29 protein-coding genes and 1 pseudogene are annotated in these 26,990 nt (G+C 69.9%); 9 read left to right on the top strand and 21 right to left on the bottom strand.

What is annotated here, in order from left to right:
* Positions 1-47: 47 nt before the first annotated feature.
* The 3 genes from CITRI_RS0114670 to CITRI_RS19495 all read right to left on the bottom strand — a co-directional run bounded on the left by CITRI_RS0114670 (position 48) and on the right by CITRI_RS19495 (position 1,207).
* On the bottom strand, positions 48-290 hold the full coding sequence (locus tag CITRI_RS0114670; RefSeq protein WP_010145677.1) for a hypothetical protein: 243 nt from the start codon (positions 288-290) through the stop codon (positions 48-50).
* Entirely contained in the window at positions 287-520 is a 234-nt protein-coding gene (locus tag CITRI_RS0114665) for a ribbon-helix-helix protein, CopG family (protein WP_029139376.1), read from the bottom strand. Before CITRI_RS0114665 ends, CITRI_RS0114670 begins: the two co-directional genes overlap by 4 nt.
* Positions 521-691: 171 nt before the next feature.
* Complete coding sequence (locus CITRI_RS19495; protein ID WP_141566138.1) at positions 692-1,207, bottom strand: hypothetical protein; 516 nt, start codon at positions 1,205-1,207, stop codon at positions 692-694.
* Between CITRI_RS19495 and CITRI_RS0114660 the strand changes: the two genes are divergently transcribed.
* A complete protein-coding gene (locus CITRI_RS0114660; RefSeq protein ID WP_010145675.1) occupies positions 1,194-1,619 on the top strand; it encodes a hypothetical protein in 426 nt (141 codons plus the stop codon). The genes CITRI_RS19495 and CITRI_RS0114660 overlap by 14 nt on opposite strands.
* 130 nt (positions 1,620-1,749) lie before the next feature.
* Here the strand turns inward: CITRI_RS0114660 and CITRI_RS0114655 are convergent, their stop codons facing one another.
* Complete coding sequence (locus CITRI_RS0114655; RefSeq protein WP_237709084.1) at positions 1,750-2,616, bottom strand: hypothetical protein; 867 nt, start codon at positions 2,614-2,616, stop codon at positions 1,750-1,752.
* A gap of 542 nt (positions 2,617-3,158) precedes the next feature.
* On the opposite strand from CITRI_RS0114655, the gene CITRI_RS0114650 reads away from it, so the two are divergent.
* Complete coding sequence (locus tag CITRI_RS0114650) at positions 3,159-4,100, top strand: DUF1963 domain-containing protein (RefSeq protein WP_010145673.1); 942 nt, start codon at positions 3,159-3,161, stop codon at positions 4,098-4,100.
* A 137-nt stretch (positions 4,101-4,237) separates the two neighbouring features.
* On the opposite strand, the gene CITRI_RS0114645 is transcribed toward CITRI_RS0114650, so the two are convergent.
* Positions 4,238-4,780, bottom strand: a complete 543-nt coding sequence (locus CITRI_RS0114645) for a hypothetical protein (RefSeq protein WP_141566137.1) — start codon at positions 4,778-4,780, stop codon at positions 4,238-4,240.
* Positions 4,781-5,084: 304 nt separating this feature from the next.
* Here CITRI_RS0114645 and CITRI_RS0114640 point away from each other — a divergent pair, with 304 nt between their 5' ends.
* Both CITRI_RS0114640 and CITRI_RS20440 read left to right on the top strand, forming a co-directional pair.
* Complete coding sequence (locus tag CITRI_RS0114640) at positions 5,085-5,552, top strand: cupin domain-containing protein (RefSeq protein WP_010145671.1); 468 nt, start codon at positions 5,085-5,087, stop codon at positions 5,550-5,552.
* A 57-nt stretch (positions 5,553-5,609) separates the two neighbouring features.
* The gene (locus tag CITRI_RS20440) at positions 5,610-5,789 is read left to right on the top strand and encodes a ribbon-helix-helix protein, CopG family (RefSeq protein ID WP_369732398.1); all 180 of its coding nucleotides are present in this window, start codon (positions 5,610-5,612) and stop codon (positions 5,787-5,789) included.
* 354 nt (positions 5,790-6,143) lie between these two features.
* Here the strand turns inward: CITRI_RS20440 and CITRI_RS0114635 are convergent, their stop codons facing one another.
* On the bottom strand, positions 6,144-6,758 hold the full coding sequence (locus tag CITRI_RS0114635) for a recombinase family protein (protein ID WP_010145670.1): 615 nt from the start codon (positions 6,756-6,758) through the stop codon (positions 6,144-6,146).
* 272 nt (positions 6,759-7,030) lie between these two features.
* Between CITRI_RS0114635 and CITRI_RS0114630 the strand changes: the two genes are divergently transcribed.
* Positions 7,031-7,714, top strand: coding sequence for a hypothetical protein (locus CITRI_RS0114630; protein ID WP_141566136.1), 684 nt, complete (start codon positions 7,031-7,033; stop codon positions 7,712-7,714).
* Positions 7,715-8,994: 1,280 nt separating this feature from the next.
* Here CITRI_RS0114630 and CITRI_RS0114620 read toward each other — a convergent pair.
* From CITRI_RS0114620 to CITRI_RS0114565, 13 genes are all read right to left on the bottom strand, one after another.
* A complete protein-coding gene (locus CITRI_RS0114620; RefSeq protein WP_141566135.1) occupies positions 8,995-9,399 on the bottom strand; it encodes a hypothetical protein in 405 nt (134 codons plus the stop codon).
* Between the two features lie 185 nt (positions 9,400-9,584).
* Positions 9,585-10,121: a hypothetical protein gene (locus CITRI_RS19490; protein WP_141566134.1), complete on the bottom strand. Its 537-nt coding sequence runs from the start codon at positions 10,119-10,121 to the stop codon at positions 9,585-9,587.
* 91 nt (positions 10,122-10,212) lie between these two features.
* Positions 10,213-10,578 (bottom strand): nuclear transport factor 2 family protein, encoded by a 366-nt coding sequence (locus CITRI_RS0114610; protein WP_029139374.1) that lies wholly within the window; start codon positions 10,576-10,578, stop codon positions 10,213-10,215.
* 137 nt (positions 10,579-10,715) lie between these two features.
* On the bottom strand, positions 10,716-11,177 hold the full coding sequence (locus CITRI_RS0114605) for a DUF1801 domain-containing protein (RefSeq protein WP_010145663.1): 462 nt from the start codon (positions 11,175-11,177) through the stop codon (positions 10,716-10,718).
* 250 nt (positions 11,178-11,427) lie between these two features.
* Entirely contained in the window at positions 11,428-11,883 is a 456-nt protein-coding gene (locus tag CITRI_RS19485; protein WP_141566133.1) for a hypothetical protein, read from the bottom strand.
* A gap of 409 nt (positions 11,884-12,292) precedes the next feature.
* On the bottom strand, positions 12,293-12,949 hold the full coding sequence (locus CITRI_RS0114600) for a GntR family transcriptional regulator (protein WP_010145662.1): 657 nt from the start codon (positions 12,947-12,949) through the stop codon (positions 12,293-12,295).
* Entirely contained in the window at positions 12,946-14,703 is a 1,758-nt protein-coding gene (locus tag CITRI_RS0114595) for a biotin carboxylase N-terminal domain-containing protein (RefSeq protein ID WP_010145661.1), read from the bottom strand. Before CITRI_RS0114595 ends, CITRI_RS0114600 begins: the two co-directional genes overlap by 4 nt.
* Positions 14,704-14,706: 3 nt before the next feature.
* On the bottom strand, positions 14,707-16,530 hold the full coding sequence (locus CITRI_RS0114590; protein WP_010145659.1) for an urea amidolyase family protein: 1,824 nt from the start codon (positions 16,528-16,530) through the stop codon (positions 14,707-14,709).
* Entirely contained in the window at positions 16,527-17,309 is a 783-nt protein-coding gene (locus CITRI_RS0114585) for a LamB/YcsF family protein (protein ID WP_010145658.1), read from the bottom strand. Before CITRI_RS0114585 ends, CITRI_RS0114590 begins: the two co-directional genes overlap by 4 nt.
* Positions 17,310-17,409: 100 nt before the next feature.
* The gene (locus CITRI_RS0114580; protein ID WP_010145657.1) at positions 17,410-18,453 is read right to left on the bottom strand and encodes an NAD(P)-dependent alcohol dehydrogenase; all 1,044 of its coding nucleotides are present in this window, start codon (positions 18,451-18,453) and stop codon (positions 17,410-17,412) included.
* Positions 18,454-18,586: 133 nt separating this feature from the next.
* Entirely contained in the window at positions 18,587-19,351 is a 765-nt protein-coding gene (locus CITRI_RS0114575) for a VIT1/CCC1 transporter family protein (RefSeq protein WP_010145656.1), read from the bottom strand.
* 58 nt (positions 19,352-19,409) lie between these two features.
* Positions 19,410-20,627: an alpha-hydroxy acid oxidase gene (locus CITRI_RS0114570; protein ID WP_040386591.1), complete on the bottom strand. Its 1,218-nt coding sequence runs from the start codon at positions 20,625-20,627 to the stop codon at positions 19,410-19,412.
* A 133-nt stretch (positions 20,628-20,760) separates the two neighbouring features.
* Positions 20,761-22,068: an MFS transporter gene (locus CITRI_RS0114565; protein ID WP_010145654.1), complete on the bottom strand. Its 1,308-nt coding sequence runs from the start codon at positions 22,066-22,068 to the stop codon at positions 20,761-20,763.
* 149 nt (positions 22,069-22,217) lie between these two features.
* On the opposite strand from CITRI_RS0114565, the gene CITRI_RS0114560 reads away from it, so the two are divergent.
* Positions 22,218-22,859 carry a GntR family transcriptional regulator gene (locus CITRI_RS0114560; protein WP_029139373.1) on the top strand — a complete coding sequence of 214 codons (642 nt, stop codon included), beginning with the start codon at positions 22,218-22,220 and terminating at the stop codon, positions 22,857-22,859.
* A gap of 67 nt (positions 22,860-22,926) precedes the next feature.
* On the opposite strand, the gene CITRI_RS0114555 is transcribed toward CITRI_RS0114560, so the two are convergent.
* Positions 22,927-24,060 (bottom strand): glutathione S-transferase family protein, encoded by a 1,134-nt coding sequence (locus CITRI_RS0114555; RefSeq protein ID WP_010145651.1) that lies wholly within the window; start codon positions 24,058-24,060, stop codon positions 22,927-22,929.
* 11 nt (positions 24,061-24,071) lie between these two features.
* On the opposite strand from CITRI_RS0114555, the gene CITRI_RS0114550 reads away from it, so the two are divergent.
* The 3 genes from CITRI_RS0114550 to CITRI_RS18040 all read left to right on the top strand — a co-directional run bounded on the left by CITRI_RS0114550 (position 24,072) and on the right by CITRI_RS18040 (position 26,513).
* Positions 24,072-24,956, top strand: a complete 885-nt coding sequence (locus CITRI_RS0114550) for an MBL fold metallo-hydrolase (RefSeq protein WP_010145650.1) — start codon at positions 24,072-24,074, stop codon at positions 24,954-24,956.
* Between the two features lie 151 nt (positions 24,957-25,107).
* A complete protein-coding gene (locus tag CITRI_RS0114545) occupies positions 25,108-25,959 on the top strand; it encodes an SDR family oxidoreductase (RefSeq protein WP_010145649.1) in 852 nt (283 codons plus the stop codon).
* Between the two features lie 35 nt (positions 25,960-25,994).
* Positions 25,995-26,513: a universal stress protein gene (locus CITRI_RS18040; protein WP_010145648.1), complete on the top strand. Its 519-nt coding sequence runs from the start codon at positions 25,995-25,997 to the stop codon at positions 26,511-26,513.
* A 75-nt stretch (positions 26,514-26,588) separates the two neighbouring features.
* Here CITRI_RS18040 and CITRI_RS19740 read toward each other — a convergent pair.
* Positions 26,589-26,990 (bottom strand): annotated as a pseudogene (locus tag CITRI_RS19740) (hypothetical protein); the annotation flags it as partial.

The following is a 26,990-nucleotide window of genomic DNA, read 5'->3' as shown; positions in this document are numbered from 1 at the left end:
CCCTCAGCGGCACATGCGGCCGCATCGCGGCCAGAACGGGGCGGGGATTAAGGGAGTAGGTCCCAGTATTGGCGTCTGGCGGGCATGGCATGGATCACCATCTGTTCGCCACTTTCGAAGACCAGCACAACGGTCTCAAGCAATCGAGCGCGGGTATCGAAGCCAAGCCGTAACTCACGATGCGGCCAGTCGTCTTCTTCAAGAGGTTCGATCCACTGGCACCAGTCGGCAGCCTGGATCGCGTCCTCGGGAAGCACTCCATGCTTCAGGGCGCTGGCGTGGACCTTCACGCTGCGAAGTCAGTCAGGGCGCGGCGGATCGCCTCCGAGCGTGACAGGTGCTCTCGCTCGGCTACTTCATCCAGTGCCGCAATCTCCTCCGCGGTGAGGCGCACGGCAACGACCTGCATCGGCTCAGCGCCGCGACCGGGGCGACCGCGTCCGCGGCGCTTCAATTCCTCGACGTCATATCCAGTTTCGGCCTCGTCTGCCCACTTCTGGATCTGCTCGTCACTGACCATGAACAAATCGTATAACGAAAATCGGCTCTGCAGTAGAGGAAGCACTCCGACCCCTGGCGTGAGCGGGCGCCGAGCCACTAAATCTGTTTCGGTTGGGGATCCCCAAGTGGCACAGCATCGGTGAGCTGGGGTGCTGGTCAGGGTGGCACGGCACGGCGCCAGCTGAGGACTTCAGTCGGCCTTCTCGCGTAGCAAGGAGGTGATGCTCAGAGAAGCAATTGGTGGATGCTCTTCAAGGCCCGAAATCTCGACGTCATCGATATGTCCTGCTTCATGCCACAACATCACCAACGGCCAGAATTGAGCAGGGTCGGACGTCGAAGTCTCAAAAACCAAGGGGTTCACTGCCTCTGGCGGCAACGGCGGCGCCTGGGTCGCTACTGAGACCTCGAAACACTCCTGGCAATAGTCTTTGGGGCGTGTGGTGCAGCCCGTGAACTGCTGGCTAAGGACTGCGGCATAGCCATCTGCAACTACGGCGAGCTCCGCGAGAAGTCGAGCTTGAGCAGGAGTAGGGGGGGCCCATTTGTGGTCGTTCCATTCGACTAAGTCTCCTCCGTGGTCGATCCCGTTCGCGCCGAGTCGTCGGTGCCAACCCTCATCGAGGTTTGACCCAGCCAGTGGGGCCTTGGCTGGAGGGGGCAGGATTCGATGCTGCTGCCAGACTGGCCCCATGACCATCGACATCCAAGCAGTCCTGCATCGGGTCGTCGTTGAGGTCTTCGGTGAGACCGAGGTTGAGTGGGAAGACGATGAGCGGGAAGCACCCCATGTGCACTGCGTGCGCTTGAGGGCCCGTGGTAGCGGTGACGGCCAGGAACGCAACGCGGCGCTGTGTGCCAGTTACGAGTGGTTCGAGGCTCACCTCTTGGATTTCGAGGTCGGCACCATCAGCTTCGACTACGACGACGACGAAGCCGAGAAGGAGGTGGAGATCGGTGATCTGGCCCGAATCATCCGCGCCTATCTTCAGGGGGAGGGCCAGGTGACCTATCGCCCCACGTTGTTCCGGCGCCGGCTCCTCCCCACCCTGACGATCGATATGGACGGCACTCGATGGCACTTCCGAGGGCGCACCAGCTGGAAGTCCCCGCTCTGAGCGCCCACATCGCGGCCGGTGGTTGGTGAATCGCAGAGCTATCTGACGTTCGCTTCAGCCGAGTCCGTCTAGGGATCCCCCTGCGGGTCTGGACTTGAAACCGGTGCCGACGGTCGCGGATGTGGTCAGATCAACGCAAGGTGGCCTCGACGGTCACCGGGTAGGTGTGGACACCGGGCAGGTGGTCCACGTTCAGGTGGATCCGGTTTCCGTCCTCGTACCACCAAGAGGCGACCGGTGTACCGGAGGCATCGACGGCGATCGGCCGGGAAAGCGTGTAAACCACCGACCCGTCGGTGGCGAGAGCGGACCAGCACCCGTCCGGGTCTTCCCGGAGCCTGGACCCCTGTGGTGACGACGACAGACGCCCGGCCGGGACCTGGAACTGCCCGGACAGGTTCCCGTCCTCGACGCGCAGCCGCAACACCGCAGCCCCGGCCGCGGGTTCCTCCACATAAGCCTCCCAGAGCCGGTCGTCCCGGTTGACCGGATCACTGCCGTCGTCGGCTTCGGCCGCCAGCCCCTCGGACAGCTCCCGGGCGTCCTCCACCTCGAAACCGTCGATGCCCCGACGGCGCAGCTCGGCCAGCACATCGACGTGGACGTCGAGCCACGGCGTGGAGCGTCGTCCGTTCGGGAACCCCCGCACCGGAAGGTTCGGGTCCTCACCGTGGACCACCACGAGGTGATAACCCTCCACGTCGGCGGCGCGCTTCCGACGGATCGTCAGGGGGAAGGCCTCCACGTTCCTCGCACCGGCCGCGGGCAAGGCCTCCAGGAACCGGCCAGACACGACGGTGAAGGCCATGCCGGTGGTCCACAGGACGTCTCCCGTGGTCCCCGGGTTGGAAACCTCCAACCACACCCGGTCGGCGATCGAGGCGAACGGACCGTCCTCGATGACCCGGTAGAGATCCCGGCCGTCAGGCAGGGTGAACGGGGCGTCCTCATCCTGGCCCTCCCAGCCCAACTCGACCCACAGGGCTGAGTCATTCAAGCTTCCTTGCAGGACCACGCGGTTCGAGTCATCGGGGATCGACATGAACAGGGTCCTTTCGGGTTGGCTCACCGGCACCGGGACGAATTCGGGCGCAGGACGACTGGACGATTGTTGATCACCCTGCACTTAGAGCGGCATTCCGGTTCCCCCATTGTTCCCCGACGGCATCGAGCGGGCCGCCCGGAAGCGGTAGTCGTCTCAGTAGACGATGACACGGATTCCGGCAGTGGTCTTCACGGTCGGCGGGGGACGCCGATGCAGCGCCGCAGGGGATCCTCTCAGGGACGTGACGGCGGGAACGTGTCGGTGGTTCCGTCCGGCTGTCACTTGCGCGCCGGACGCAGCCTGTAGCGGGAGGTAGGCGGTCCCTGGACCATTCGTGCTGGTGCCTCGAGGACGTTGCGAAAACCGGCCATCAGACCGGTCGCCGTCTTCTGCACTATTCCGGCGTGAAAGTCTGGTTACCTACCTGACAGGTCAGCGGCTGGCGGCACGTAGTGTCGCAACCCTCGCCGCCAGCCAAGACCTCAGGAGCTAGCTTGGTCCTCTCACTCGAGTCCTTCCCGCCCATCCACGGCACCTATCCGGCCGCGCTCGACTGGCTCCAGGAGCAGGGCGGGGCGCAGTGGCAGGGCGACCTGCGCTACTCGCCGGCCTTCAGCGAACATAGCTTCGAACCTGGAGAGGAGGAGCTGCGCGAGGTCTGGCCGACTGGAGCGCAGGTCTGCTGGTTCGGTGGGCCGGCCGTGGACGTGGGTGCCTGGCCGTGTGCGGCAGACGGCACGCCCCTGACGCACGTGGTGACTATGGACCTGGCCGGGCTGGACGGGGCCATCGACCGTGCCGGGAAGATGACCTGGCCGGTAGCACAGCTCCAGGAAGGGCTGCCCCGGACAGGCGTCCTGCAGGTCTTCCACGATCTGCGGACCTTCGGGTACGACCCCGGTGACCGGGCCCGAGGCGCCTGGGCCGTCATCGTGACCGGCGATCCCGCGTACCCGAGGGGCGGTCAGTCCTATGATCCGACGGGCGCGCGACCCGCCTTGGTCGAGCCCCCCGGGCCTGGAAACACCCCGAGCCAGGTCTGCCAGCTGGCCTTACCGTTCTCCAGCTTCGCCTTGCCCTCGCCCCTGGACATCTCCCCCCAGACCGCCGGCGATTTCGACCGGCTCGAGGTACTCATCGAGACCCTGCGGCGGGCGTGGATGACCCAGCGCGGCATCGGCGGGGACTACGCGATTCCCACCACCCACGCCTACGGGTACAGCTCCCGGGGCCACCGCGCCGCCACCCTGGATGTCCTGCCCGAGGTCCTGCCGCTCACCGCCGGTGACGAGTACCGGCTCATCCTGGAGATCGAGGGCTGGACCGTGCTGGAGGGCTGGTTCGGGGACGCCGGCAGCCTGGAGGTGTGGATGCGCCAGTCCGACCTGGACGCCGGCGCTTTCGAGAACGCCTGGTGCTTCATCCGGACCGACTGAGGATCCTGTCACCGGGCGTTGGCAGCCGAGGCCGTCTGGGCTCAATCGGCACCCGGTTCACTTGTCAGAAGTGCCCGAAGAAGGACCTCTGTTTGGGCGCGATCCTACGCGGACGGGGACTTACGCCGGGCGCCGGTTCAGCGGGTGTGGTCATCCAGAGCCTGCCGAAGGGCACCGGTCTGTTGGGCCGTGGGCGCGTCCAGGGTGCCGATATGTTCTTCGACCCAGCGGGAGTATCGCTCGGCCTCATCGAGCAGGCCGGGGATGAACTCGGTCGGGTCCACCAGGACTCGGTCGCCGTTGACGCCGAACAGTGCTCCCGCTGCGACGCGCCGTAACTCCACGTCCACCGGTTGGCCGGGGAACGAGGTCAAGCCACGACCGGTCTCCAGGTAGGCCTGGACGCAGTCGACCAGGGCGAACCACACCCCGGAGACCTCATCCCACAACGCCGGGCCGATGAGGTCTCGTCCGCGGTAGGTCAGGCGCAGCAGTCCCTCGCTGCCATAGGGATGCCTTTTCAGGCGTTCTCGCCACAGTGCGGCGGCCCGTTGGGGTTCGACATCCAGGCTCACCAGGTACCGCTCCGGGTGGGAGACGAGGTCCTCCAGGTCCTGCACCGTGTGCGGGAGCAGGATGAACGCCTCGGATTGCAGTGCAGAAGGACGGTTCTCGCTCAACCGCATTCCTTTCCTCGAAGACGGACTGGCACCATTCTCGGCGGCCACCAGCCACCAGGGTCCGTTCCGGCAGGCCGCGAGCCTGGCACACGCATCCACGCCACGACCATGGTCAACCACCCATTGTCTCGGTCGAGGATCCCCAGCCGGTTCGATCAACTCGGCATCGTTGAGTCTGACTCGGAGGCACGTGCTTCCGACGTAACCGGTCATTCCAGCTACCGCGCGCAGACGGGCGCGAAGGACGCACTGCACACTGGTGTGACGTGTCATGAGTATCCCCGATCAATTAAGGAAACCAACGATGCTGGAACGAGCCGGAGACCACGCGTTTCCGTACAGCTTGCATGACGGCCCGCCACTACAGATGCAGTGGCACTTCTACGGTCAGTCCGAGATGCCGGTTGCCGTGCAGTCGTGGGAGTTGCCGCCCGGAGGTTTCGAAGGCATGCATTCCCATGGCAGCTCCGACATGCCCCTGGAGGAGGTCTACGTCGTCACTGCGGGAACGGGGCACATGACCATCGACGGCAAGGAATATATGGTGCAGGCCGGCGACGCGGTATTGGCCAAGGTGGGAACTCAGCACGACCTACGCAATACCGGTGACGTCCCGCTCAAGCTCCTGGTCGTATGGGGCCAGCCCAAACCATCCGACTACTCCGACTTCGGCTCGGCCAAGATGGCCAGGTTGGCCAGAGACGAGCCCTCCTCGACGCGCGAAGTCAGAGGAGCCGGCACGGAAACAAACCGCTCTGTAGACCCACGATAGACACCTTCCTTCACGTTCTACCTGTGGCTTCTGCCGGTAGATGGCGGTGTTCTGTCGATGCTCAGTGGCGGCTTCCGCTCCCGGACGATGCGGGCGGGGCTGCGCCGGCTGACGTCCCGCAAACCGAACCCTCACCGGTCCGCCGAGGAGATTGCGGCCCTGGATGAAGTGGCCGGACGAGAGCACCTGTCACGCTCGGAGGCGATCCGCCGCGCCCTGACTGACTTCGCAGCGTGAATGTCCATGCCAGCGCCCTGAAGCACGGAGTACTTCCCCGAGGATGCAGTCCAGGCGGCCGATTGGTGCCAGTGGATCGAATCCATTGAAGAAGACGACTGGCCGCATCGTGAGTTACGGCTCGGCTTTGACACCCAGGCTCGATTGCCTGAGACCGTTGTACTGGTCTTTGAAAGTGGGGAGCGGATGGTGATTCATGCCATGTCCGCCAGGAGGCAATACTGGGAGCTGCTGCCCTAGTCCCAGTCTGGTTCCTGCCGCGCAGCGGCCGCATGCGCTATTGGGGCCCCCGAGTGGCGTGGCGCCAGTGTCCAGCGTGATTGTGGGGCGTTGGATGCTGGCGCCAACCATGTCTCACCGTCGCGGTGCCGCTTCCCCAGCCCCAGCCCCAGCCGCGATCCGCTGTCGTTCGATGGCGCGATAGACCGTCGAGCGGCCGACTCCGAAGAGTTCACCGACCTCGAGGATGCTGTACTGGCCACTGTGAACCAGCGAGACCAGGTGGGCCTCTTGGCGACGGTTCAGCTTCGGTTGCTTGCCCCGTAGACGCCCCTTGGCCCGGGCGACCTTCATCCCCTCGCGGGTGCGCAGCCGGATCAGGTCGGATTCAAACTCCGCGACCATGGCCAGGACGTTGAACAGCAGTCGCCCGATGGCGTCGGTGGGGTCATAGACCGACCCACCCAGCGACAGGCTGACCTGCCGGGCCGTCAGCTCGTCGGCGATCGCCCGGGCATCGGGCACAGACCTGGCCAGACGATCGAGCTTTGTCACCACCAGAGTGTCACCGGCACGACCGGCGGCCAGCGCCTCGCGCAATCCGGGTCGTTCCCGGTTCGTGCCGGTCAGACCGTGGTCAACGTAGACCCGTTCGGGCTCAACGCCCAGGGCGAGCAAGGCATCGCGTTGGGCGGTGAGGTCTTGCTGCTCGGTTGAGCAACGGGCATATCCAATAAGCAGTGCGCCCATGGCGCACCTCCAAAAAGGTTGGCTCGGCCAAGCCCCGAGTGGCTGGGCTCGAGGATCGAGCAGCGCTCGACCCTGTCACCCAGCGCCTTCCATCACGAGTTCTGCAAGACCTAACGATCCGACCCCCTAAGGGAATCTTCATCAGGACCGCCAAGCAGAGGGGTTGCCTTGCGGAGGTCGGGCGCATCCAGGCACCGGGCTCACCACCGTGGGAGTCTCCAGATGCATTCCGATAGGTGGTTCGGCGATGCAGCTAGGACATGATGGGGCCCATGAACTATTGGGCTGGGCCGGATGATCTTGAGCGCCCTACGGACTATCAGGGCCAGCAGAGCATCCGCGTGGCCGCCACCCAGAATGATCACCTAACAGCCACGCAGGCCCGCAAACTTGTTGCCGAGTGGATGGAGTTCTTCACCAGCGGACCCCAGCCGTTCACCAGCTTGGAGTTCGTCACGCGCACGCCGCGACGCCTCTTCGAAACCCTGGCCCACCAGAGCCAGCTGGAGTACCTGGAGGTCAAGTGGGGTGACTACAACGACCTGGCACCCATCGCCAACATGCCCCGGCTGCACACCCTGAAGTTCCAGGGCATGCCGGCCGTCAAGAGCGTGGCGCCCCTGGCCGCTCACCCATCCCTTCGCACCCTGGAATTACACGGGCTGCGTGACGCCCACGACATGAGTCCCCTAGGCACCATGACCGCCCTCCGAGACTTGTCCCTGGGCGGAGACTTCAACTCGATCCGCATCGCGCACATCGACTCCTTGGACTTCTTGTCCGGCCTGCCAGAACTGGAGCGGTTGTTCTTGGGGTGCCTGATCGTGGACAGCAAGGACTACACACCGATGATGGGACTGCCGAACCTGACCGACGCCTGGGCGATGGAATGCCGGGGCATGCGTCCACCGATCCGCGAGCTCGCCGCACAAGTACGTGACTGGAACGACTCTTAACACAAGAGGATCCCCTGCCAAGGCTGGCCCCTCCTCTAGTAGCCGGTCTCGCGACACCGTGGAAACGATTACCGGCGGGGGGACTTCGACAGGGCCAGTCGTCGCTTGCACCATACGAGCACGGCAAAACTGACGATGACCGCAACGGTGCCCAACACCGGAAGGAACACGGCGAGAACGATCACAAGCAGTCGGGACCTGAGCGAGGTCAGGTAGCGCGTCGTCCAGACGGCGCAGAAGATTCCGACCGCCCAGAGCATGCCCTCCCTCGTATCTGCAACGCTCTGGTCGGACTGCCGGAATGCTTTGGGACGACACATTGCACCGACTGACTTCCTAACTTCGCCGATTCAACCATGACGGTTGGTTGTGACTCTCAGGGTGTTCGCTCCGGCAGTCTCAGGACGTGAGTGCGCCGGGCGCTCAATGTCGGAACTCCACCCCCGCAGAGCTGCGCCGGACGCGCCCACACCGCGTCAGTGGAGGATCGGCGATCGGGTCTGTCTCGGACAACTTCCGAGTCTTCCCGGTTCTGGATGGTCCTGTTCACAGTGAGGGCTGTAGCTTGGTTCGCCCGAGACTCGCGCCAGCGTAGTCGAGAAGCACGACTTCCTGAGGGCGGCGTCCCGGCCAGGCAATGACGACTCGACCGTGCCACGGAACTGCGATCTGGCGATCGCCAATGGTCACCCGGGCCACGTCCGCGTTCACCCTGATCGTGCTGTAGTTGATCCACCGGCCGTATGGCCGCCACAGATTCCTCGCGCGGGCATCCCGGCATCCACCAGAACCTTCGAGAGCCACTACCCGAGGATTCACGCCGGGCAATCCGAAGGGCTCCTGGGAGAGCTCGTCAGGTCGGTCCTCGAGCGCGTCATCAGCTGCGGGACCTCCGCCCCCACCCAGCAGATACCATTCACCGCCGTGGCGAGCGAGTACGTGGGTCTCTTCCACGTTGCACCCCACACTTCTGCGCACAAACACCGTGACCGCAATATCACCGGCCAGGTCCACCGCAATGGCTGCATGCCGACGACGCCGACTCAAGCGACTCACCACGGGTGGGACCTCACCCGACTCGATAAGTCTGAGGCTCTCGGTCAGGGCGTCGTAGGCCATGCCGTCAACCTAACACCGTGTCTGGTCAGGGGGTGACCTGACGTGAAGACCATAGACAGGGGCCCCGTTATGTGGGTGGCCACCGACGAAGACGGCGTTGGACCGGAGCCGCGCGGCAACTATTTGGTCGAGTGCCGCCCGACCATCGTCTAGTGCGACGCTCAGGACTCCGTTCCCTTCCTGGCCGGTTCCTGGCCGGTCGCGGCGCCTGTTCCGCCGCCTGCTGACCGGGCGCCCGGGTCGGCACCCCAGGTTGTGAGAGTAGCGACTCCGATGCCTGCACCCCATACTGCCCAGGAGAACTCACCACCCCAGCCGAGTACCCCGAACATCAGGGCGATGAACCAGATGGATCCGGTGTACACGCCGCAGACCCGCATGAAGCGGCCCCAGCGGTAACGCGTCGGCCATCGACGCCACACCAGAACGCCGATCAGCAGCAGCACGGCTGAGATGACGGCAGCCCAGCCGAGCGGGCGGCCTTGCATGAGTTGGGCCAGGCCAGAGATCAGGACAGTCGCAGCAAGACCGCCGCAGATCCATTGCCAAATGCCGTCCGCGCCCATGCTCGCCCCCACAATCCCGTTCCGGTGCGACTCATCGTCGCATGCGAATCACCGGCGCCGTCCTAGACGAAGATCCCTCAGCGGTCATGGCCGTGTGGATGGCGTCTGACGGCCCGCGGTGTGGTGAAATCAGTTATTAGTCCACGCAGCGCCCCGGCAGCACGGGCCCGGAAGGTTGAGTTAGGTCAGTCGTCGGCGAAGTCCGGTGTGCGGGGCGGGTCTTCATCGAAGAAGTCATAAGACTCCACCAGGCTGAACCACTCGATCTCCACATCCCCGAAGGCCTCCCGCGCCTTGGGAAGGGAGTCGAACCATGATTCGTCTTGCGGCGGGACGGGTTGGTCGGCGTGCTGCCGACAGTAACCCAACGCTAGGGCAGGGGCCGACACAGGCAGTTGGGGTGGCCGAGCGGCCCGCCCCTGGGTCGAGAGCGTTCGGATGCCCGAGGCCACGGGTGTGTCGAGTGCTTCCAGGACGATGAAGTGGTCTGCCCACGGACCGGACTTCACCGCTCCGACGAACTCCGCACGACGCTCCAACGCCGCCTCGGTTGGCCCCCACCCCTCGGGTGGAGGACCACCGGCGGAAAGCCCATCCAAGTTCTGGCGGTATGCCTGCTCGCGTGCATCTTGCGCGCTCCAGCTGTCGGGTCCCTGATCCCACCACGGATCGCGGTTCCGGAATGCCTTGATGCCGGAAGTCAGCGTTGCCCACACGTCCATACGCCAGATAGTAGAGACCGTTGCGCCGTCTCGCCGCCGCAGCATCATCACACAGTGTGCACCGCAACGGGATCCCTCAGCGGTGTGGTGTTCAGCTTGGGATCGGAGTCTGCTGGTATGAGGCGAGAGCCCACCCGTCGCCTTGACGGACGTACACGCTTGCCATCAGGGCAACGAATGCCGGTGCTGGGTCGTCACGGTAGGCGGTACCGCGGTAGACGAGCACGGCGGCGGAGTCTCCGAGTGGGATGAGTCGTTCCTCATCGATGGTGTAGGAACGCCATGGTGGTGCCTCGTTGAGTGATTCGACGACGTCCTGTCGACTGAACACCTCACCGTGGGCCAGGACCATGACACCGTCGTCTGTCATCAGTCGGCCGTAGAAGTCGGCTCCGGTGCCATTGCACAGCGCTTGCCAGCCCTGATGCTCCAGTTCCATCAACTCTTGCAGGCCCATGTGGCCACGGTAGCCGTCTCTGTACGGCATTCGCTTGCCGGAGCGTCGCATGGACCTCGGTCGTGTGCCGCAAGTGGATCCCCTTCCGGGGCATCCGATGGCCGGGTTCGCGAGTCCATCGAGCACAGCAGGAGGCCCTACACGTCGGGGGTGGAGCCCGCGGTGCCGGTTGCCTTCCTGACGAGGTGGGCGATCTGCTCTTCTTCGGCGGGGCCGAGGGGGCCGGTGATCGCGTACGACGTCGGCCACATGACTCCGTCGTCGAGGTGAGATGCCTCCTCGAACCCCAGGCTGTTGTACCGGGTGCCGTACTTGGCGGCAGAGTGGAAGAACACCACGACCTTGCCCTCGGCGTTCGCCCAGGCCGGCTGTCCGTACCAGGTCTTCGGCTGCAGGCCCGGCGCGACCTCGGAGACGATGACATGGATGCGTTCGGCGATGACCCGCTGGTCGTCCGGCATGGCCTGAATGCTCTCCAGCAGGTCCTCCAACGCGACCGCAGCCTTCTTGCCGCCCTTCTCGGCGCGCAGTTCGGCGGCCCGTTCCTTGATCGCCGCCAATTCGATATCCGTGAACCCACCGGATGCGTGGTGTGCCATGAGCAGTCCTCTCGTGATTGACCGGGCCCAGGCTAACGCGAAGGGCACGAGCCCGCTTCCCCGTGCTGATCGATGGCACCGGTGAATGATCCCTGAACGAGACGTCTGAGCCCATGGCCGTAACCGCCACCAAGCGATCACGGAAGACCGCCATGTTGCGATCACGTCCACGCGAGGGCCCAGCCATCCCTGTACCTCGAGTATCGAATGACTCCGTGAAAGGTTCCCGGAGGTACGTCCAGGTCCTGAGTCAGGCGTGCCAGACCAAGCGGGCGATGCTGTAGGCGGGGGCGCGGGCTGTACGTAGCCACGCCGGCACCGTGAGTCCGGTCGGCCGGTGTGCGACGGGCCGGAATCTCAGCTCGGGGTCGTCGGGTCCGGCAGGGTGGCTCGAGCGCTGGATCGGCTCGGGAGGTGACTCTAGCGATACTCGGCCCAGTCCCCGCCATGGGCCTGAGCTCCGGGAGTAGGACAGCCGATAGTGGTGGCCCTGTTCGGGGTCCAGGCGGAAGACGATGTTCCCCTGGGTTCCAGTCAGGGGGAACATGGTGGTCAATGGACCGGTTGCCGCGGCGGTGTGGAGCCGCAGGACGTACCGGGTGAACCGGCCGGTGCCGGTGGAGGCGAACAGCAGGTCTGCCGGCCTCCCACTGGGTCCGCCCCCGGGGATCCGCAGCGCCAGACCGATGACGTCGGGCAGCGCCACGGGCCAGGACGCGGACCGGGACAGGCGGGCGATCAGGGGTGTTTGCCCCGCGGTGTCGAAGAGCGCGGAACCGGTGGCACCAGGGGCCTCGATGACGAGGGTGCCGGGGACGACCGTGCCGACGGAATGGATGGGCCGATTCCGGCGAACGGCCCCGATCGCCCCGAGACCGACGCCCAGGGCCAGACCTGTCGCGCCGCACAGAGCGATACCGACACCGCGTGCACAGTCGATGGGTGCCTCCTTCGGGCCGGTCGTGTGGCTCCTTCAGACTAGTGAATACCACCACGGCCCTGCTGGGCCGGCCCGGTGGGCCTGACCTGGGTTCCCGAGCTGACCACAACGCCGCGAAGGGATCTTCCGCCGCCGGCCGGCTTCCCGCCGGCCAGGGACACGGCCGACGGCTCGCTCAGTGCCCGAGGTGCTCCAGCAGCTCGCGTTCGGCGGCGTCCAGGTACCCGCGCAGCGCCTGGGCGGCCTCCTCCCGGCGCCCGGCCAGGACGAGGTCCACCAATCGGAGGTTGCGCTCCGCATAGGGGGCGTGGAAGCCGGAGGGGTTCGCCATGCCGTGGAACACCAGCCGCATGCGGGCCAGGGTCCGGTCCATCACCGTGCTCAGCGTCGGGGAACCGGACATCGCGACGATCGCGTCGTGCAACCGCTGGTTCGCGCCCGCCATCGCGTCGGCGTCACCGGACTCCAGGGCCCCGGTGATCGCCGCCCGGATCCCGCGCAGCTCATCCTGCCGCTCCTCGGTGAGCTCACCCCACAGCAGGGCGGCCGGTTCGAGCATGCGGCGCACCTGGTAGACGTCCCGGATGGCGTCGGCGTCCGGCGAGGCCACGAAGACGCCCCGGTTCGGCACCCGCTGCACGATCGACTCGGCGGCGAGCGCGGCGAAGGCCTCCCGCAGGGTGTTCCGTGAGACCTCCAGTTCCTCGGACAGGGCCTGTTCGGCCAGCTTGGCACCGGGCCTCAGGTCACCGGCGGAGATGCGCCGGCGCAGCACCTGGGCCACCCAGGCCCCGGTGTGGGCGTGGACGGCGGTGTCCGTGACGGGGTTCATGCCAGCCGCCCCAGTTCCTGCCCCTTGCTGACCCGGTCGGCCGGGTGCAGGTCCGCCCGGGAGAACGTGCCGGCGTGGAGGGCGGAGACGGTGGTCTCCATCTTCATGGCCTCCAGCACCACCAGGCCCTGCCCTGCGGCCACGGACTCGCCGTCCTCGGCCAGCCACTTGACCAGCGAACCGTTCATCGGCGAGGCCACGGCGCCGTCGATGGCCTCCTCGGCACCGGCACCGTCCGCCGCACCGGATCCGACGCCGGCCCCGCCCCCGCCGCTGCGCAGTGCGCGCACCAGGTCTGCCGGCAGGCCCAGCCGGACGGCCTTGCCGTCGAGGGTCACGGTCAGTTCGGTGCGCTCGGCGCCCGGGGCCGCGGCCGCCAGGTAGGGCGAGGCCTCCAGGTCGGCGGTGAACTCGGTCTCGATCCAGGTCGTGTAGACCCCCAGCCGCTCCGGGTCGGTGAACGCGTCCTGGCGCAGGACCTCCTGGTGGAACGGCACCACGGTCGGCAGGCCGCGGATGACGAGCTCGTCCAGGGCGGCGCGGGCGCGGCGGATGGCCTGCTGCCGGTCCTCGCCCCAGACGATGAGCTTGCCCAGCATGGAGTCGTACTCCCCCGGCACGACCGATCCCGAGCGCACGCCCGTGTCCACGCGGATGCCCGCCCCCGTGGGCGCCTCGAACACCTCGACCGGTCCGGGTGAGGGCAGGAAGCCCAGGGCCGGGTCCTCGGCGTTGAGGCGGAACTCGATCGCGTGCCCGCGCGGGGCCGGGTCCTCGGTGAGGTCCAGCGGTTCGCCGGCGGCGATCCGGAACTGCTCCCGGACCAGGTCCACGCCGGTGGTCTCCTCGGTGACGGGGTGCTCCACCTGCAGGCGCGTGTTGACCTCGAGGAAGGAGATCAGTCCGTCTGGGGCCACGAGGTACTCCACGGTCCCGGCCCCGGTGTACCCGGCGCGGCGGCAGATCTCCTTGGCGGAGGAGTGGATGCGCTCGCGCTGGTCGTCCGTGAGGAACGGGGCGGGGGCCTCCTCCACGAGCTTCTGGTTGCGGCGCTGCAGGGAGCAGTCGCGGGTGCCGACCACCACGACGTTGCCGTGGGTGTCTGCCAGCACCTGCGCCTCGACGTGCCGCGGGCGGTCCAGGAAGCGTTCCACGAAGCACTCACCCCGGCCGAAGGCGGTGACGGCCTCGCGGACCGCCGAGTCGAAGGCGTGCTCGATGTCCTCCATCTGCCGCACGATCTTCATCCCCCGGCCACCACCGCCGAACGCCGCCTTGATGGCCACCGGCAGGCCGTGCTCCTCCGCGAAGGCCCGCACCTCGGCCGCGTCGGCGGCGGGACCGTCGGTGCCGGGGACGAGCGGGGCGCCGGCGGCCACGGCGATCTGGCGGGCCGAGACCTTGTTGCCCAGCTCGTGGATCGCCTGCGGCGGGGGGCCGATCCAGGTCAGTCCGGCGTCGATCACGGCCTGGGCGAAGTCCGCGTTCTCGGACAGGAAGCCGTACCCGGGGTGGACGGCGTCCGCCCCGGAGCGACGGGCCACGTCCAGCAACTTGTCCATGTCCAGGTAGATCTCGGCGGCGCTGGCCCCGTGCAGGGCGTAGGCCTCGTCGGCGGTGCGCACGTGCATAGCGTCCGCGTCCGGGTCCGAGTAGACGGCCACGGAGGCCAGTTGCGCGTCGCGGCAGGCGCGGGCAACGCGCACGGCGATCTCTCCGCGGTTGGCGATCAGGACCTTCGTCAGCGTGTTCATGGATCAGTCCTCTCGAGGGGGGTTCGCTGGGTGCTCGACGGGATCCGCGCCGGGATCCGCGGTGCCGCGTTCCGGGGACGTCGCGGCGTCCAGGTGCACGGCCGGGACGAGGGTCAGCGGGGTGACCAGCTCGAAGCGGACGCCCGCCCCGGGCGGCAGCTGCGCGGCCAGGGGCAGGTCCTCCGGCACGACGACGCCGATCACCGGGTACCCGCCCGTCACCGGGTGGTCGGCCAGGAACAGCACGGGCAGCCCGGACGGCGGGACCTGCAGGGCTCCGGCCACGGCGCCCTCGCTGGACAGCTCGCCCTCGCGGACCCGCACCAGCGGGACGCCGTCGGCGGGCGCCTCCAGGCGCACCCCGATCCGGTTGGACTGACTGCTCACGGCCCAGTCCTGGCCGCCCAGCGCCTCCAGTCCGGCGGCGCCGAACCAGTCCTGCCGGGGTCCGGGCACCACGCGCAGGGTGGTCACCTCACCGGACCGCGGCAGCCGGCGCAGCGCGGGCTCGGCCGTCCCGACGGCGGCGAAACCGCGATCGCCGCGCACCGGCAGTTCGGTGCCGGGGGCCAGCGGTTCGGGACCGATTCCGGACATGGTGTCCGTGGAGCGGCTGTCCAGCACGGCCGGCACGTCCAGTCCGCCGCGCACTGCCAGGTAGGTGCGCAGCCCCGCGGTGGGTTCGTCCAGGGTGAGGATCTCACCGTCGTGCAGGGCGAACGGGGTACGCGGCGCAGCGGGCCGGTCGTCGGCGCCGCCGCCCGGGGCGGCCGTGATCCGGGCCGGGGTGTCGGCCCCGGCCAGCGCGAGCACCACGGACCCGCGGGCCCGCACGCTCAGCCCGCCGAGCAGGGCCTCGATCACGGCCTCTCCCAGGGGGTTGCCGACCAGCCGGTTGGCCTGCCGGGCGGAGGCGGTGTCCGCGGCACCGGCGGCGGACACGCCCAGGTCGCCCAGTCCGGGGCGTCCCAGGTCCTGGACCAGGGACTGCAGTCCGGGCGCCTCGACGACCAGGGCGGGCGCCGCGGCCTGCAGCGGGGCGCCCGCCGGTGACGTGGCCGTGCCGCCGGCGGCCTCCGCTGCGCCGGTGCCGGGCTCCGGGGCCGTCGTCGGTTCGGGTGCCGGCTCGGGGGCACGGGTGATGCGGAGGAGTTCGCGCACCGCCCGGTAGCGCACCCGGTCCCCCGGGCGCACGAGTGCCGGGGAGGGCCGTTCCAGGTCCCACATCCTCGCGTCGGTGTGGCCGAGCAGTTGCCAGCCTCCCGGGGAACTGCGCGGGTAGACGGCGGAGAAGTGTCCGGCGATGGCCACCGAACCCGCGGGGACGCTCGTGCGCGGGGTGGAGCGTCGGGGTACCTGGAGGGGGTCGTCCTCGGCCACGAGGTAGGTGAAGCCGGGTGCGAAGCCCCCGAACGCCCCGGTCCACAGGGTCTGGGTGTGCACCCGCACGACGCCGTCCGCTCCGAGGCCGGTCAGCTGCCCGACCTCGGCGAGGTCCTCGCCGTCGTAGACCACGTCGATGTCCACGGTGCGGCCGGACTGCCCGGCCCGGTCGGTGATCGTCAGCGACTGCACGGCGCGGGCGCCGGCCACGGCCGCGGCCCGGTGGGTGAAGGACAGCGTCACGGTCTCGGCGGCCGCCACCGCCTCCACCTGGCCCGGCAGGGGCGCGGCCGTCAGGTGTGCGTGCAGGGCCACGACGTCGGCCAGCGAGGCGCACTCGATGAGGAACGCCCGGGTGCCTGCCCAGCGCAGGGAGCGCGGCGCCGTCGTCGGCGTCCCGGACGGGGTCGCGGGGCCGGTGGTCGAGGTGTCCGGGTCGATCATGCGAACGGTCCCACCTGCACGCCGGCCTCCTCGAGCGCGGAGCGCACCGCCGCGGCCATGGACACGGCCCCGGCGGTGTCCGAGTGGACGCAGATGCTCGAGGCCTCCATGCGCAGGTCGCTGCCGTCGATCGCCGTGAGCCGGCGCTCGGTGGCGAGCCGGACCATGCGGCGGGCCACCTCGGTCTCGTCGTGCAGGACGGCACCGGGCTCCCGGCGGGAGACGAGCGTGCCCTCGGGGGTGTAGGCGCGGTCGGCGAAGGCCTCGGTCACCACGCGCAGGCCCGAGGCCTCGGCGATCTCGATGGCCGCGGAACCGGGCAGCAGGAGCAGGGGCAGGTCCTGGCCGAAGCCCTTGACCGCGTCCACCACGGCGCGGGCGTGCTCGCGGTGGTGGACGATCGCGTTGTACAGCGCGCCGTGGGGCTTGACGTAGCGCACCACGGTGCCGGCCGAGCGGGCCATCGCCTCGAGCGCACCGATCTGGTAGAGGATGTCGTCGGCGAGCTCCGTGGGCGAGCAGTCCAGGAAGCGCCGGCCGAAGCCAGCGAGGTCGCGGTAGGACACGTGGGCGCCGACCGTGGCCCCGGCCTCGGCCGCGTACCGGCAGGTCTGGGCGATGATCGATGGGTCCCCGCCGTGGAAGCCGCAGGCCACGTTGGCCGAGGACACGGACCGCAGGATCGCGGCGTCATCGCCCATCGTGTAGGAGCCGAAGGCCTCGCCGACGTCGCTGTTCAGGTCCATGCGCAGCGCGCCGTGCTGGTCCAGGGTGCCCATGTGGTGACCTCCGTCTCATCGGGTGGTCACTCCAGAATGCACCACAGACCCGGATTGTTCAACAATCCGGGTCTGTGGTGCCGGCGCTTCCGGGAGCGTCTCAGGCGTGCGGCACCACGACGGCGCGGCCGGAGACCCGGCCGTCCACCAGTGCCCGGTAGGCCTCGAGGGCCTGGTCCATCGGGTAGGTGGTGTACATCGGCGTCAGCTGGCCGGCCCGGAACATGTCCACGACCTCGTGCAGTTCCTCGATGGTGCCCCAGTAGGTGCTGGTCAGCTCCACCTCGTAGGGCGCGGTGAAGAAGGACCACTCGTAGGGGTGCCCGGCGATCCCGACGACGGTGCAGCGGCCCTGGCGGGCCATCGAGGACATGGCGGCCTGGATGGTCGGCTTCACGCCGACGAAGTCGAACGCGGCGTCCACGCCCCGGCCACCGGTGATCTCGCGGATCCGCTCGACCTGCCCCGCTCCCCCGGGCACGGTGAGGGCGCCCAGCCGCTCGGCCTCGGCCATCGCCTCCTCCTTCATGTCGGTGGCGATGATCGTGGCCCCGGTGAGGGCCTTGAGGATCTGCACGCCGAGCAGTCCCAGGCCGCCCAGCCCGATGACGAGGGCGTACCTGCCGCCGCCGTTGAGCTTCGGCAGGGCCAGCTTGACGGCGTGGTACGGGGTCAGGCCGGCATCGGCCAGCGAGGCCGCGGCGACGGGGTCGGCGTCGCCCAGCGGGACCAGGTTGCGGGCCGGCACGCGCACGTACTCGGCCATGCCGCCGTCGCGCCCCAGGCCGACGCCGAGGTACGGCATGGTGGCGGCGTTCTCACAGTACGTGTCCTGGCCGCGGGAGCACGCCCGGCAACGCTGGCAGCCGACGGGGCCGTAGACGAGGAAGGCGTCCCCGACGGTCAGTCCCGTCACGCCCGGGCCGAGCTCCTCGATCCAGCCGGAGTTCTCGTGGCCGAGGATGAAGGACGGCTTCTGCGCACCGGGCGCCCCCTCGGCGAAGTCCTGGAAGATCGCCACGTCGGAGTGGCAGGCACCCGCGCCCGCCACCTTGAGCAGGACCTCGCCGGGGCCGGGGACCGGCCGCTCGACGTCCGTGAGGGTGGGGAAGGTCTGGTAGTTCTCGAACACGACTGCGCGCATGGAGTCCGCTCCTGTTCCTGATCGGGGATGGGGTCGGGGCCGGATGGCCGGTGGATGGCTGGATGGGTGGACGGGGACGGCGGGGTGACCGGTCCGGGCGGGCGCAGCGGCCGGCACCGGTCCGGCACAGGTCTCAGATGGCGCCGGAGCTGCCCAGCAGAGCACCGATCGCGAAGGTCACCGCCAGGGCGAGCACGCCCCCGACGACGACCCGCACCGTCGGCCTCAGGACGGGCGCCCCGCCGAGCCAGGCGCCGGCGGCGCCGGTCAGGGCGAGCGCGACCAGGGTCACGGCGAAGGTCAGCGGGATCCGGAGGCCCGTGGGAGCGAGCACGATCGTGAGGAAGGGCAGCAGCGCGCCGATGAGGAAGGCCAGGAACGAGGCACCGGCCGCCCGCCAGGGGCTGAGCACCTCGTCCTCGGAGAGGTTGAGTTCGGCCCGCAGGTGCGCGCGGATCGGGTCCTGGGCGGTGAACTCCTCGGCCACGCGCCGGGCGGTCGGTGCCGACAGGCCCTGGCCCCGGTAGATCTCCACCAGTTCCTCGAGTTCCCCCTCCGGGTCCTCGGCGAGCTCGCGGCGCTCCTTCTGGATGAGCGCGGTCTGGCTGTCCGAGGACGAGGAGACGGAGACGTACTCGCCCAGCGCCATGGAGATCGCACCACCGGCCACGGCCGCCACCCCGGCGATCAGCACCGGGGCATCGGCGGTGGTGGCGGCCGCCACGCCCACCACCGTGGCGGCCACGGACACGATGCCGTCGTTGGCACCGAGCACCCCGGCCCGCAGCCAGTTCAGGCGCTGCGCCAGGGACTCGCCGTCACCGTGGGGTTCATGGCGCCCCGGATGGCCGGGTGCTCCCGTCCCGGTGCCGCCCCGGGCCTGTCGCGATTCGCTCATGACCCCAGTCTGGCCATGGACGCGGACCGTCTCCAGAGGCCGGGCGCTGACGACTACGTCACAGCCAGGGGGCGCGGACCTGGCCGGAGGCCTTGACGTCGGCGATGGTGGCGCAGCCCATGAGTTGCATGGCCGTGCGCACCTCGGCGGCGAGCAACTCGATCGCACGGGTCACGCCCTCCCGGCCCCCGGCCATCAGGCCGTACAGGTAGGCGCGCCCGATCAGGGTGAAGTCGGCGCCGAGGGCCAGGGCGGAGATGATGTCCGCACCGGAGAGGATGCCGGAGTCGAGGATGATCTCGACGTCGGCACCGGCCTCGGCGCGCACCTCCCCCAGGGCCTTCAGGGACACCGGTGCGCGGTCGAGCTGGCGGCCACCGTGGTTGGACACGACCAGCCCGTCCGCCCCGGCGTCCAGGGCGAGCCGGGTGTCCTGTGCGGTCAGCACGCCCTTCACCACGAGCCGGCCCGGCCAGTTCTCCCGCACCCACTCCAGGTCGGCCACGGAGAGGGTCGGGTCGAACATGGAGTTGATCAGGGTCGGCAGGTCGTGCGTGGTGCCGCTGAGGGAGGCGAACGTCAGGGGGTCGGTGCTCAGGAAGTTGAACCACCACTCCGGACGGTAGGACGCGTCGAGCACGGTGCGTGCGGACAGCCGCGGCGGGATCGTCATGCCGTTGCGCACGTCCCGGAGCCGCTGGCCGGCCACCGGGGTGTCCACCGTGACCAGCAGCGTGTCGTAGCCGTGGGCCCACGCCCGCTCCAGCAGCCCCCGGGACTTCTCACGGTCCCGCCACAGGTAGAGCTGGAACCACCGCCGCCCGCCCGGTGCGACCCGGGCCACCTGCTCGACGGAACGGGTCCCCATGGTGGACAGGGTGAAGGGGATCCCCGCCCGGGCCGCGGCGGCGGCACCGGCGTCCTCGCCCTCGGCGTGCATGAACCGGGTGAACCCGGTCGGGGCGATCCCGAACGGGAGGGCGGAGGGCCCGCCCGCGATGGTCGTGGACAGGTCCGCCTCGGCCGTGCCGTGGAGGATCCGGGGCAGCAGTTCCGTCGATTCGAAGGCCTCGCGGGTGCGGCGGGCCGTGAGCTCGTTCCCGGCCGCCCCGTCCACGTAGTCGAAGGCCGGACGGGGGGTGCGCCGCCGCGCGATGGTCCGCAGGTCGGCGACATCGGCGGCCCCGCGCAGCCGGTGGGCCCGACGGCCCAGGCCCGGCGCGCTGAACCTCATCAGCGGCAACAGCTCGGAGGGTTGGGGCAGTCGGCGTTTCAGTGCGGACACGGGAGGTCCTTTCGGGATCAGGGAGCGGCAGGGGCTCGGGGCGGAATCGCGGGCAGGGGGCGCGGGACGGGTCGCGGGATGGGTCAGGCGACGGCAGGAGCGGGACGGGGCCGGCCGGCGGCGGTCAGTGCCTCTCGACGTTCGGGGCCAGGAAGACGGCGACTGCCGAGAGCAGGCAGCACAGCGCCACGTAGGCCCCGCCCGCCCACAGTCCTCCGAGGGAGGCCACGAGACCGGTGACCACGAGCGGGGTGGTGCCGGCCACGAGCGCGCCGTTGGCCTCCCGCGCCACCGCGATCCCGCTGAAGCGCTCGCGCGGCGGGAACAGGCTGGCCAGGTAGGCGCCCTGCGCCCCCGAGGTGAACGCGATGACCAGGACGTAGCCGAGCGCGATCGCCACGGCGGCGAGCACCGCGTTCCCGCTCGACAGGGCCCCCAGCAGGGGGAAGACGTAGAGCGCACCGGCCGCCGATCCCGCGGCCAGCACGACGCGCGGGCCGAAGCGGTCGGCGGCCAGGCCGCCGAACGGCGTGGCCACCACGCCGGCGAGGGAGCCGAGGGTGACGGCGGTCAGGGCCGCGGACCGGTCGAGACCGACCTCCGGGGAGGTCATCAGGGACAGGGCGTACACGGCCATCGTGTAGTTCAGGGCGTTGTGCCCCGTCACGCCCAGGAACCCCAGCAGGACGGCCCGGCGGTGCCGGTGGAACAGCTCCAGCACGGGCACCCGGTCCCGTTCCCCGTGGTCGGCGGCCCGCTCCTGCGCCTGGACGTACTCGGGGGTCTCCTCCAGCCGGCGCCGGATGAAGACCGCCAGGGCGAACAGCACGGCCGAGGCCAGGAACGGCAGCCGCCAGGCCCACTCCAGCAGGGCCTCGTCACCGGCCGTCGAGGCCCAGAGGAACGCGCCCGTGGCCAGGGCGATCCCCGCGGGCGGCATCGAGAGCACGAGGGAGGTCAGCAGCCCCCGCCGGTGCGGCGGGGCGAACTCCGCCACCAGGGTGGTCGCCCCGGCCAGTTCGGCACCGGCGCCCATGCCCTGGAGCAGGCGCAGCACCACCAGCAGGACCGGGGCCAGGACGCCGATGGCCGCGGCCGTGGGCAGCAGGCCGATCCCCACGGTGGCCGCACCCATCACCACGATGGTCAGCAGCAGGGCCGGTCGGCGGCCGTAGCGGTCCCCCAGGTGGCCCACCATCACGCCCCCCAGCGGACGCGCGAGGAAGCCGACGGCGAAGGTGGCGAACGCCGCGAGGGTCGCTCCGGACGTCGCGCCCTCGAAGAACAGCGGGGCGATGACCAGTCCGGCCGCCGCCCCGTAGAGGGCGTAGTCGTACCACTCGATCAGCGTGCCGGTGACGGCGGCGAACAGGGCACGGCGGGCGCCCGGGGCCATCCGCTCGGAGGCAACCGGGAGGGTGGTGGAATCCATGAAGTATATTTCTAGCACGCTTGGTAGGGTCGCCTTCGTGACCGAGGATCCCCGCACGCCGCCGTCAGGACCGCCGACCCCGCGTCCGGACCCTCCCGGCCCCGCCCCGCCCCGGGCCGCGCGCGGCGTCCGCCCCCAAGGGCCCCCGCCTGCTGGCCGACCTGCGGCGGATGATCCTGACCGGAGAGCTCGCTCCCGGCGAGGTCCTGGTGGAGCCCCGGCTGGCCGAGCGGTTCGGCCTGTCCAAGACCCCCGTCCGGGAGGCCCTGCACATCCTCGCCGCGGAGGGACTGGTGACCGTGCTGCCCAAGAAGGGATACCTGGTCCAGACCATGTCCCCCCAGGACCTCGGCGAGGTCCTGGACCTGCGGATGCTGCTGGAACCGCACGCCGCGGCGGAGGCGGCCCGGCAGGCCACCGCACACACCGTCCCCACGCTCCGGTCGGCCCTGGACCGCCAGCGCGGGCTCTCCGGAGGAGACCCCCTGGAGGCCATGGGCGCGGCCCGGGACTTCCACCTGGCCGTGGCCGGGGAAGCGCGCAACGCCCGGCTCGCTGCCGCCCTCGAGAGGGTGCTGGACGACATGGCGCGCGCCCATCACGTCCTGCCGGGGCTGCAGGCCCAGATGGCGCACCCCCACGAACTCGCCGAGCACGAGGCCATCATCGAGGCCATCGCCGCGGGCGACGGCACCGCGGCCGACCGGGCCATGCGGAGGCACCTGCACTCCGTGCGCGAGGCGGTGCTGGAGAACCTCCGGCGCACCTCCCCCCTGTGGTCCGGCACCTGAACGACCGGACCGTCGGCCTGAGACCCAACCCCCGCGGGCCGGGACCTCAGGCCGGGTACACGGGACCTCAGGCCGGGTACAACGGGTTGTGACCGGGCGTGACGCGCTCGTCCTCGCGGACCGGCCCCGGGGCGGTGCCGTCGCCGAACGGGGAACCGCCGAGCTCCTCGCGTCGGTGCTCGCCCAGCCAGCCGGACAGCTCCGGCCCCTTCGGCACGATCCCGGTGGGGTTGATGTCCCGGTGCACCTCGTAGTAGTGGCTCTTGATCTGGTCGAAGTCGATCGTGTCCCCGAAGCCGGGGGTCTGGAACAGGTCCCGGGCGTAACCCCACAGGGCCGGCATCTGGTCCAGCTTGTTGCGGTTGCACTTGAAGTGGCCGTGATAGACCGGATCGAACCGCACCAGGGTGGTGAACAGCCGGACGTCCGCCTCCGTGATGGTGTCCCCCATCAGGTACCGCCGGGACGTCAGCCGCTCCTCCAGCCAGTCCAGCGCGGTCCACAACCGGTCGTAGGCGGAGTCGTAGGCCTCCTGCGAGCCGGCGAACCCGCACCGGTACACCCCGTTGTTGACCTCGGTGAAGATGCGGGTCATGACCTCGTGCATCTCGTCCAGGGACCCCTCGGGCAACAGGTCCGGAGCCCCGTCCCGGTGGTACGCGGTCCACTGCGTGGAGAAGTCGAGGGTGATCTGCGGGTAGTCGTTGGTCACCACCGCACCGGTGGGGATGTCCACGATGGCCGGCACCGTGATCCCGCGGGGGTAGTCCGGGAAGCGCGTGAAGTAGTTCTCCTGCAGCCGTTCGGTGCCCAGCACCGGATCCCGACCGTCCGGGTCCAGGTCGAAGGTCCAGGACCGCTCGTCATGGGTGGGGCCGGGGGTGCCGAGGGAGATGGCGTCCTCCAGGCCCAGCAACCGCCGCACGATGATCGTCCGATTGGCCCACGGGCAGGCCCGCGCCGCGACGAGCCGGTAGCGCCCGGCCTCCACGGGCCAGGCCTGGGCGTCGGCGGTCAGCCCGCCGGCCACGTGCCCCACCTTGTCCGTCTCCACCCGCGGGGAGGCCGTGATCGCGGTCGGGTCCGCGACGATCCGGTCCTGGATATAGTGCGTGTCCCGGGTGAACTCCTGCCCGGACAGCACGTAGCTGCCCTGACGGCCTCCCTGGTGCTGGCTCTGGCGGTCCTGTGACTGGTCCATACACTGAGCCTATGGCCTCTCCCGTCCCGGACTCCCACCTGACCTCCGCGGTCCTCGCCGACAACCCCTCGGGCATGACCCTGGAGGGGACCAACACCTACCTCATCGGCGCTCCGGACGCGGAGTCCGTGGTGGTGGTGGACCCCGGTCCCGGCGCGGGGTCCGCGAACCACCTCGAGGCGGTGCTGGCCGCCGCCGGCGACCGTCGCGTGGAACTGATCCTGGTGACCCACCACCACGAGGACCACACCGGGGCGGTCGGGCTGTTCGCCGAGCGCACCGGCGCACCGGTCCGGGGCGGGTCCCCCGCGTGGTCGCGGGGGGCGGCACCCCTGGCGCACGGCGAGCGCATCCCGGCCGCCGGCGTCGTGATCACCGCCTGGCACACCCCCGGGCACACCTCGGACTCCTATTCCTTCGCCCTACCCGACGACGGTGCATCCGGTTCCGTGCTGACGGGAGACACGGTCCTGGGCCGGGGCACGACCATGATCGACCACCCGGACGGGACGCTGGCCGACTACCTGCGCAGCCTGGAGCTGCTCATCGCGCTGGGCGACGCCACGGTACTGCCCGCCCACGGCCCGGCACTGGCCTCGATCGCCCAGGTGGGTGCCCAGTACCGGGATCACCGGCACGCCCGCCTGGACCAGGTCCGCGAGCTGCTCGGCCAGCTGGACGCCGCCGACCGGGACACCGTGCGCCGGGGCCCGGGGGCGGGACTGGTCCCGGGGTCCTCGGGCCGGGGCGTCGGGGACGATCCGCAGCGCACCGCCTTCGACGCGCTCGCCGAGCGCCTGGCCGCCGCCGTGTATCCCGAGGTGACCGGCACGGTCCGCTCGGTCGCCGCGATGACCATGGCCGCCCACCTGACGTACCTGGGGCAGGAAGCCTGAACCTGACAGTGTCCATACCGTGACCTGCCACGCCGCGATGTCGCGGCGGTGCGGGCGAACGTGACCAATACCATGGGTGACGGAGGGTGCGGTGCCTCCGGCGCCCGCAGGAATGCGGGTGCTGACGACGAGTCATCACAAGGCGGTAAACGTGGCAGAGCAGCTTGACGAACTCGAGACCCGGCAGGACTGGGAGGTCCCGCTCATGAACCCCGACCGGAAGAACGCTGCGACGGCCCTCGTGACCGGGGCCACCGCGGGACTGGGCGCCGAGTTCGCCCGTCAGCTGGCCGGCCAGGGCCAGAACCTCGTGATCACGGGCCGGGACCCGATCGCCCTGGTCGGCAAGGCCCAGGGGCTGGAGGCGCAGTACGGCGTCTCCGTGGAGACGCTGACCGTGGACCTGGCCACCCGGGAGGGCGTGGACGTGGTCGTCGCCCGGATCCGGGCCCGCGAACAGCCGGTCACGATGCTGGTGAACAACGCTGGCGCCGGGCTCTCCACCGAGTTCCACGAGAGCGAGGCCGAGGACGAGGTGGCCATGCTGCGGCTGCTGGTGGAGGCCCCCATGCTGCTCTCCCACGCGGCCATCCAGTCCTTCCTCGCCCGGGGCGGCGGCCGGATCATCAACGTCTCCTCCGTGGCGGGGCTGATCCCCGACGGCAGTTACGGGGCCGCGAAGTCCTGGACCGTGGCCTTCAGCCGGTGGGCCAACACCCGCTACAAGTCCTCGGGCGTCACCGTCACGGCGCTCTGCCCGGGGCTGGTGCGGACCGAGTTCCACCAGCGGGCCGGGATCGACACCTCCAAGCGGCCCCGGTGGGCCTGGATGGATGCGGACGACGTGGTCCGCGAGGGCCTCACCGCCGCCGCGGACGGCCGCAGCGTCTGCGTGCCCTCGCGGCGGTATCGTTCCCTCATGACGGCGGCCCGGTTCAGCCCGGACGCCGTCCTGGAGCGGTTCAGCCGCTCCGAGGCCAAGTCACGCAAGACCGGCGCGTAGGGCGCGGTCGACCGCCGAAGGGGAACGGGGAGCGCATGACCATCCTGGTGGGCTACACCGGCAGCCACGAGTCGAAGGCCGCCCTGACCGAGGCGATCCGGATCGCCCGGATCTCCCACGAGGACCTGCTCGTGGTCAACGCCGTCCCCGAGCACAGGCACGAGGCCGCGGTGACGGAGATCGAGCAGGTGGAGCTGCAGCGGATCCTCGACGCCTCCGGGCTGCGCGCCGAGTTCCGCCAGTACGCGCGCGGCCGCTCCACGGTGGACGAGATCAAGGACCTGGCCACCGAGGTCCAGCCCTCGCTCGTGGTGATCGGCATGCGCCGCCGCGGCACGTTCGGGCGGGTCCTGATGGGATCCGTGGCCGACGCGCTGCTGCAGGAACTCGACCAGCCCGTGCTGTGCGTCAAGGAGTCCCCGGACAAACCCTCCGGCGTGCACCGGGACGAGCCCCCGCGGGACGTCACCGCGGCCGAGGAGCCGAAGGACCTCCCCGGTCCCCCGCCGGTCCCGGAGGAGGGCGCCGGCGCCGGCCGGGCCCCCCGTCGCTGAGGCCCGCACGGGGCCCCCGGGTACCGCCCTGCCCGTGGGCACGGCCGTGCGGCCCCGCCCACGGGCAGGGGGCGCTCAGTCCCCGTCGAGGCTGACGTCCGGCCGGGCCCGCCGCTCGCCCTCGGCGGCCGGGTCCCGCCCGGAGTCCGGGTTGCCGGACTCGTCGTCCGGGCCACCGTCTGCCTGGGCCGCCTTCTCCTTGCGTTCCTGGTAGGCCTGCTCGCCCGGGCCGGCGAACTCCCGGTTGCGCTCGATCGCGGTGATCGATCCCGTGAACATCGAGGAGTCCTCGCTCGTCTTCGTCAACGGCGTGGACCCGGTGACCGTGGACTCGGCACCGCGGACGGCCCGCTGCTGACCGGTGGCGGCAGGGGTCCCGTTGGACGATCCCAGCCGGGGCAGGGCGCCGGTGGCCGGTCGCTGCTCCCGGCCCGGGCGGGCACCGCCGCCGGGCACCGGGCCGGCGGAGGCGCCGTC

Origin of the sequence: Citricoccus sp. CH26A, assembly GCF_000224415.1 — a bacterium.
Lineage (GTDB): Bacteria > Actinomycetota > Actinomycetes > Actinomycetales > Micrococcaceae > Citricoccus.
The sequence above is the reverse complement of the archived record's forward strand: the minus strand, read 5'-3'. Positions and strand labels throughout refer to the sequence as shown.

Coding starts and splice junctions, on each gene's coding strand:
- CITRI_RS0114665 (WP_029139376.1), bottom strand. CDS start 520: ATGGTCAGTGACGAGCAGATCCAGAAGTGGGCAGACGAGGCCGAAACT.
- CITRI_RS0114660 (WP_010145675.1), top strand. CDS start 1,194: ATGACCATCGACATCCAAGCAGTCCTGCATCGGGTCGTCGTTGAGGTC.
- CITRI_RS19495 (WP_141566138.1), bottom strand. CDS start 1,207: ATGTCGATGGTCATGGGGCCAGTCTGGCAGCAGCATCGAATCCTGCCC.
- CITRI_RS0114640 (WP_010145671.1), top strand. CDS start 5,085: ATGCTGGAACGAGCCGGAGACCACGCGTTTCCGTACAGCTTGCATGAC.
- CITRI_RS20440 (WP_369732398.1), top strand. CDS start 5,610: ATGCTCAGTGGCGGCTTCCGCTCCCGGACGATGCGGGCGGGGCTGCGC.
- CITRI_RS0114635 (WP_010145670.1), bottom strand. CDS start 6,758: ATGGGCGCACTGCTTATTGGATATGCCCGTTGCTCAACCGAGCAGCAA.
- CITRI_RS0114630 (WP_141566136.1), top strand. CDS start 7,031: ATGAACTATTGGGCTGGGCCGGATGATCTTGAGCGCCCTACGGACTAT.
- CITRI_RS0114620 (WP_141566135.1), bottom strand. CDS start 9,399: ATGGGCGCGGACGGCATTTGGCAATGGATCTGCGGCGGTCTTGCTGCG.
- CITRI_RS19490 (WP_141566134.1), bottom strand. CDS start 10,121: ATGGACGTGTGGGCAACGCTGACTTCCGGCATCAAGGCATTCCGGAAC.
- CITRI_RS0114610 (WP_029139374.1), bottom strand. CDS start 10,578: ATGGGCCTGCAAGAGTTGATGGAACTGGAGCATCAGGGCTGGCAAGCG.
- CITRI_RS0114605 (WP_010145663.1), bottom strand. CDS start 11,177: ATGGCACACCACGCATCCGGTGGGTTCACGGATATCGAATTGGCGGCG.
- CITRI_RS0114600 (WP_010145662.1), bottom strand. CDS start 12,949: ATGAACCCCGTCACGGACACCGCCGTCCACGCCCACACCGGGGCCTGG.
- CITRI_RS0114595 (WP_010145661.1), bottom strand. CDS start 14,703: ATGAACACGCTGACGAAGGTCCTGATCGCCAACCGCGGAGAGATCGCC.
- CITRI_RS0114590 (WP_010145659.1), bottom strand. CDS start 16,530: ATGATCGACCCGGACACCTCGACCACCGGCCCCGCGACCCCGTCCGGG.
- CITRI_RS0114585 (WP_010145658.1), bottom strand. CDS start 17,309: ATGGGCACCCTGGACCAGCACGGCGCGCTGCGCATGGACCTGAACAGC.
- CITRI_RS0114580 (WP_010145657.1), bottom strand. CDS start 18,453: ATGCGCGCAGTCGTGTTCGAGAACTACCAGACCTTCCCCACCCTCACG.
- CITRI_RS0114575 (WP_010145656.1), bottom strand. CDS start 19,351: ATGAGCGAATCGCGACAGGCCCGGGGCGGCACCGGGACGGGAGCACCC.
- CITRI_RS0114565 (WP_010145654.1), bottom strand. CDS start 22,068: ATGGATTCCACCACCCTCCCGGTTGCCTCCGAGCGGATGGCCCCGGGC.
- CITRI_RS0114555 (WP_010145651.1), bottom strand. CDS start 24,060: ATGGACCAGTCACAGGACCGCCAGAGCCAGCACCAGGGAGGCCGTCAG.
- CITRI_RS0114550 (WP_010145650.1), top strand. CDS start 24,072: ATGGCCTCTCCCGTCCCGGACTCCCACCTGACCTCCGCGGTCCTCGCC.
- CITRI_RS18040 (WP_010145648.1), top strand. CDS start 25,995: ATGACCATCCTGGTGGGCTACACCGGCAGCCACGAGTCGAAGGCCGCC.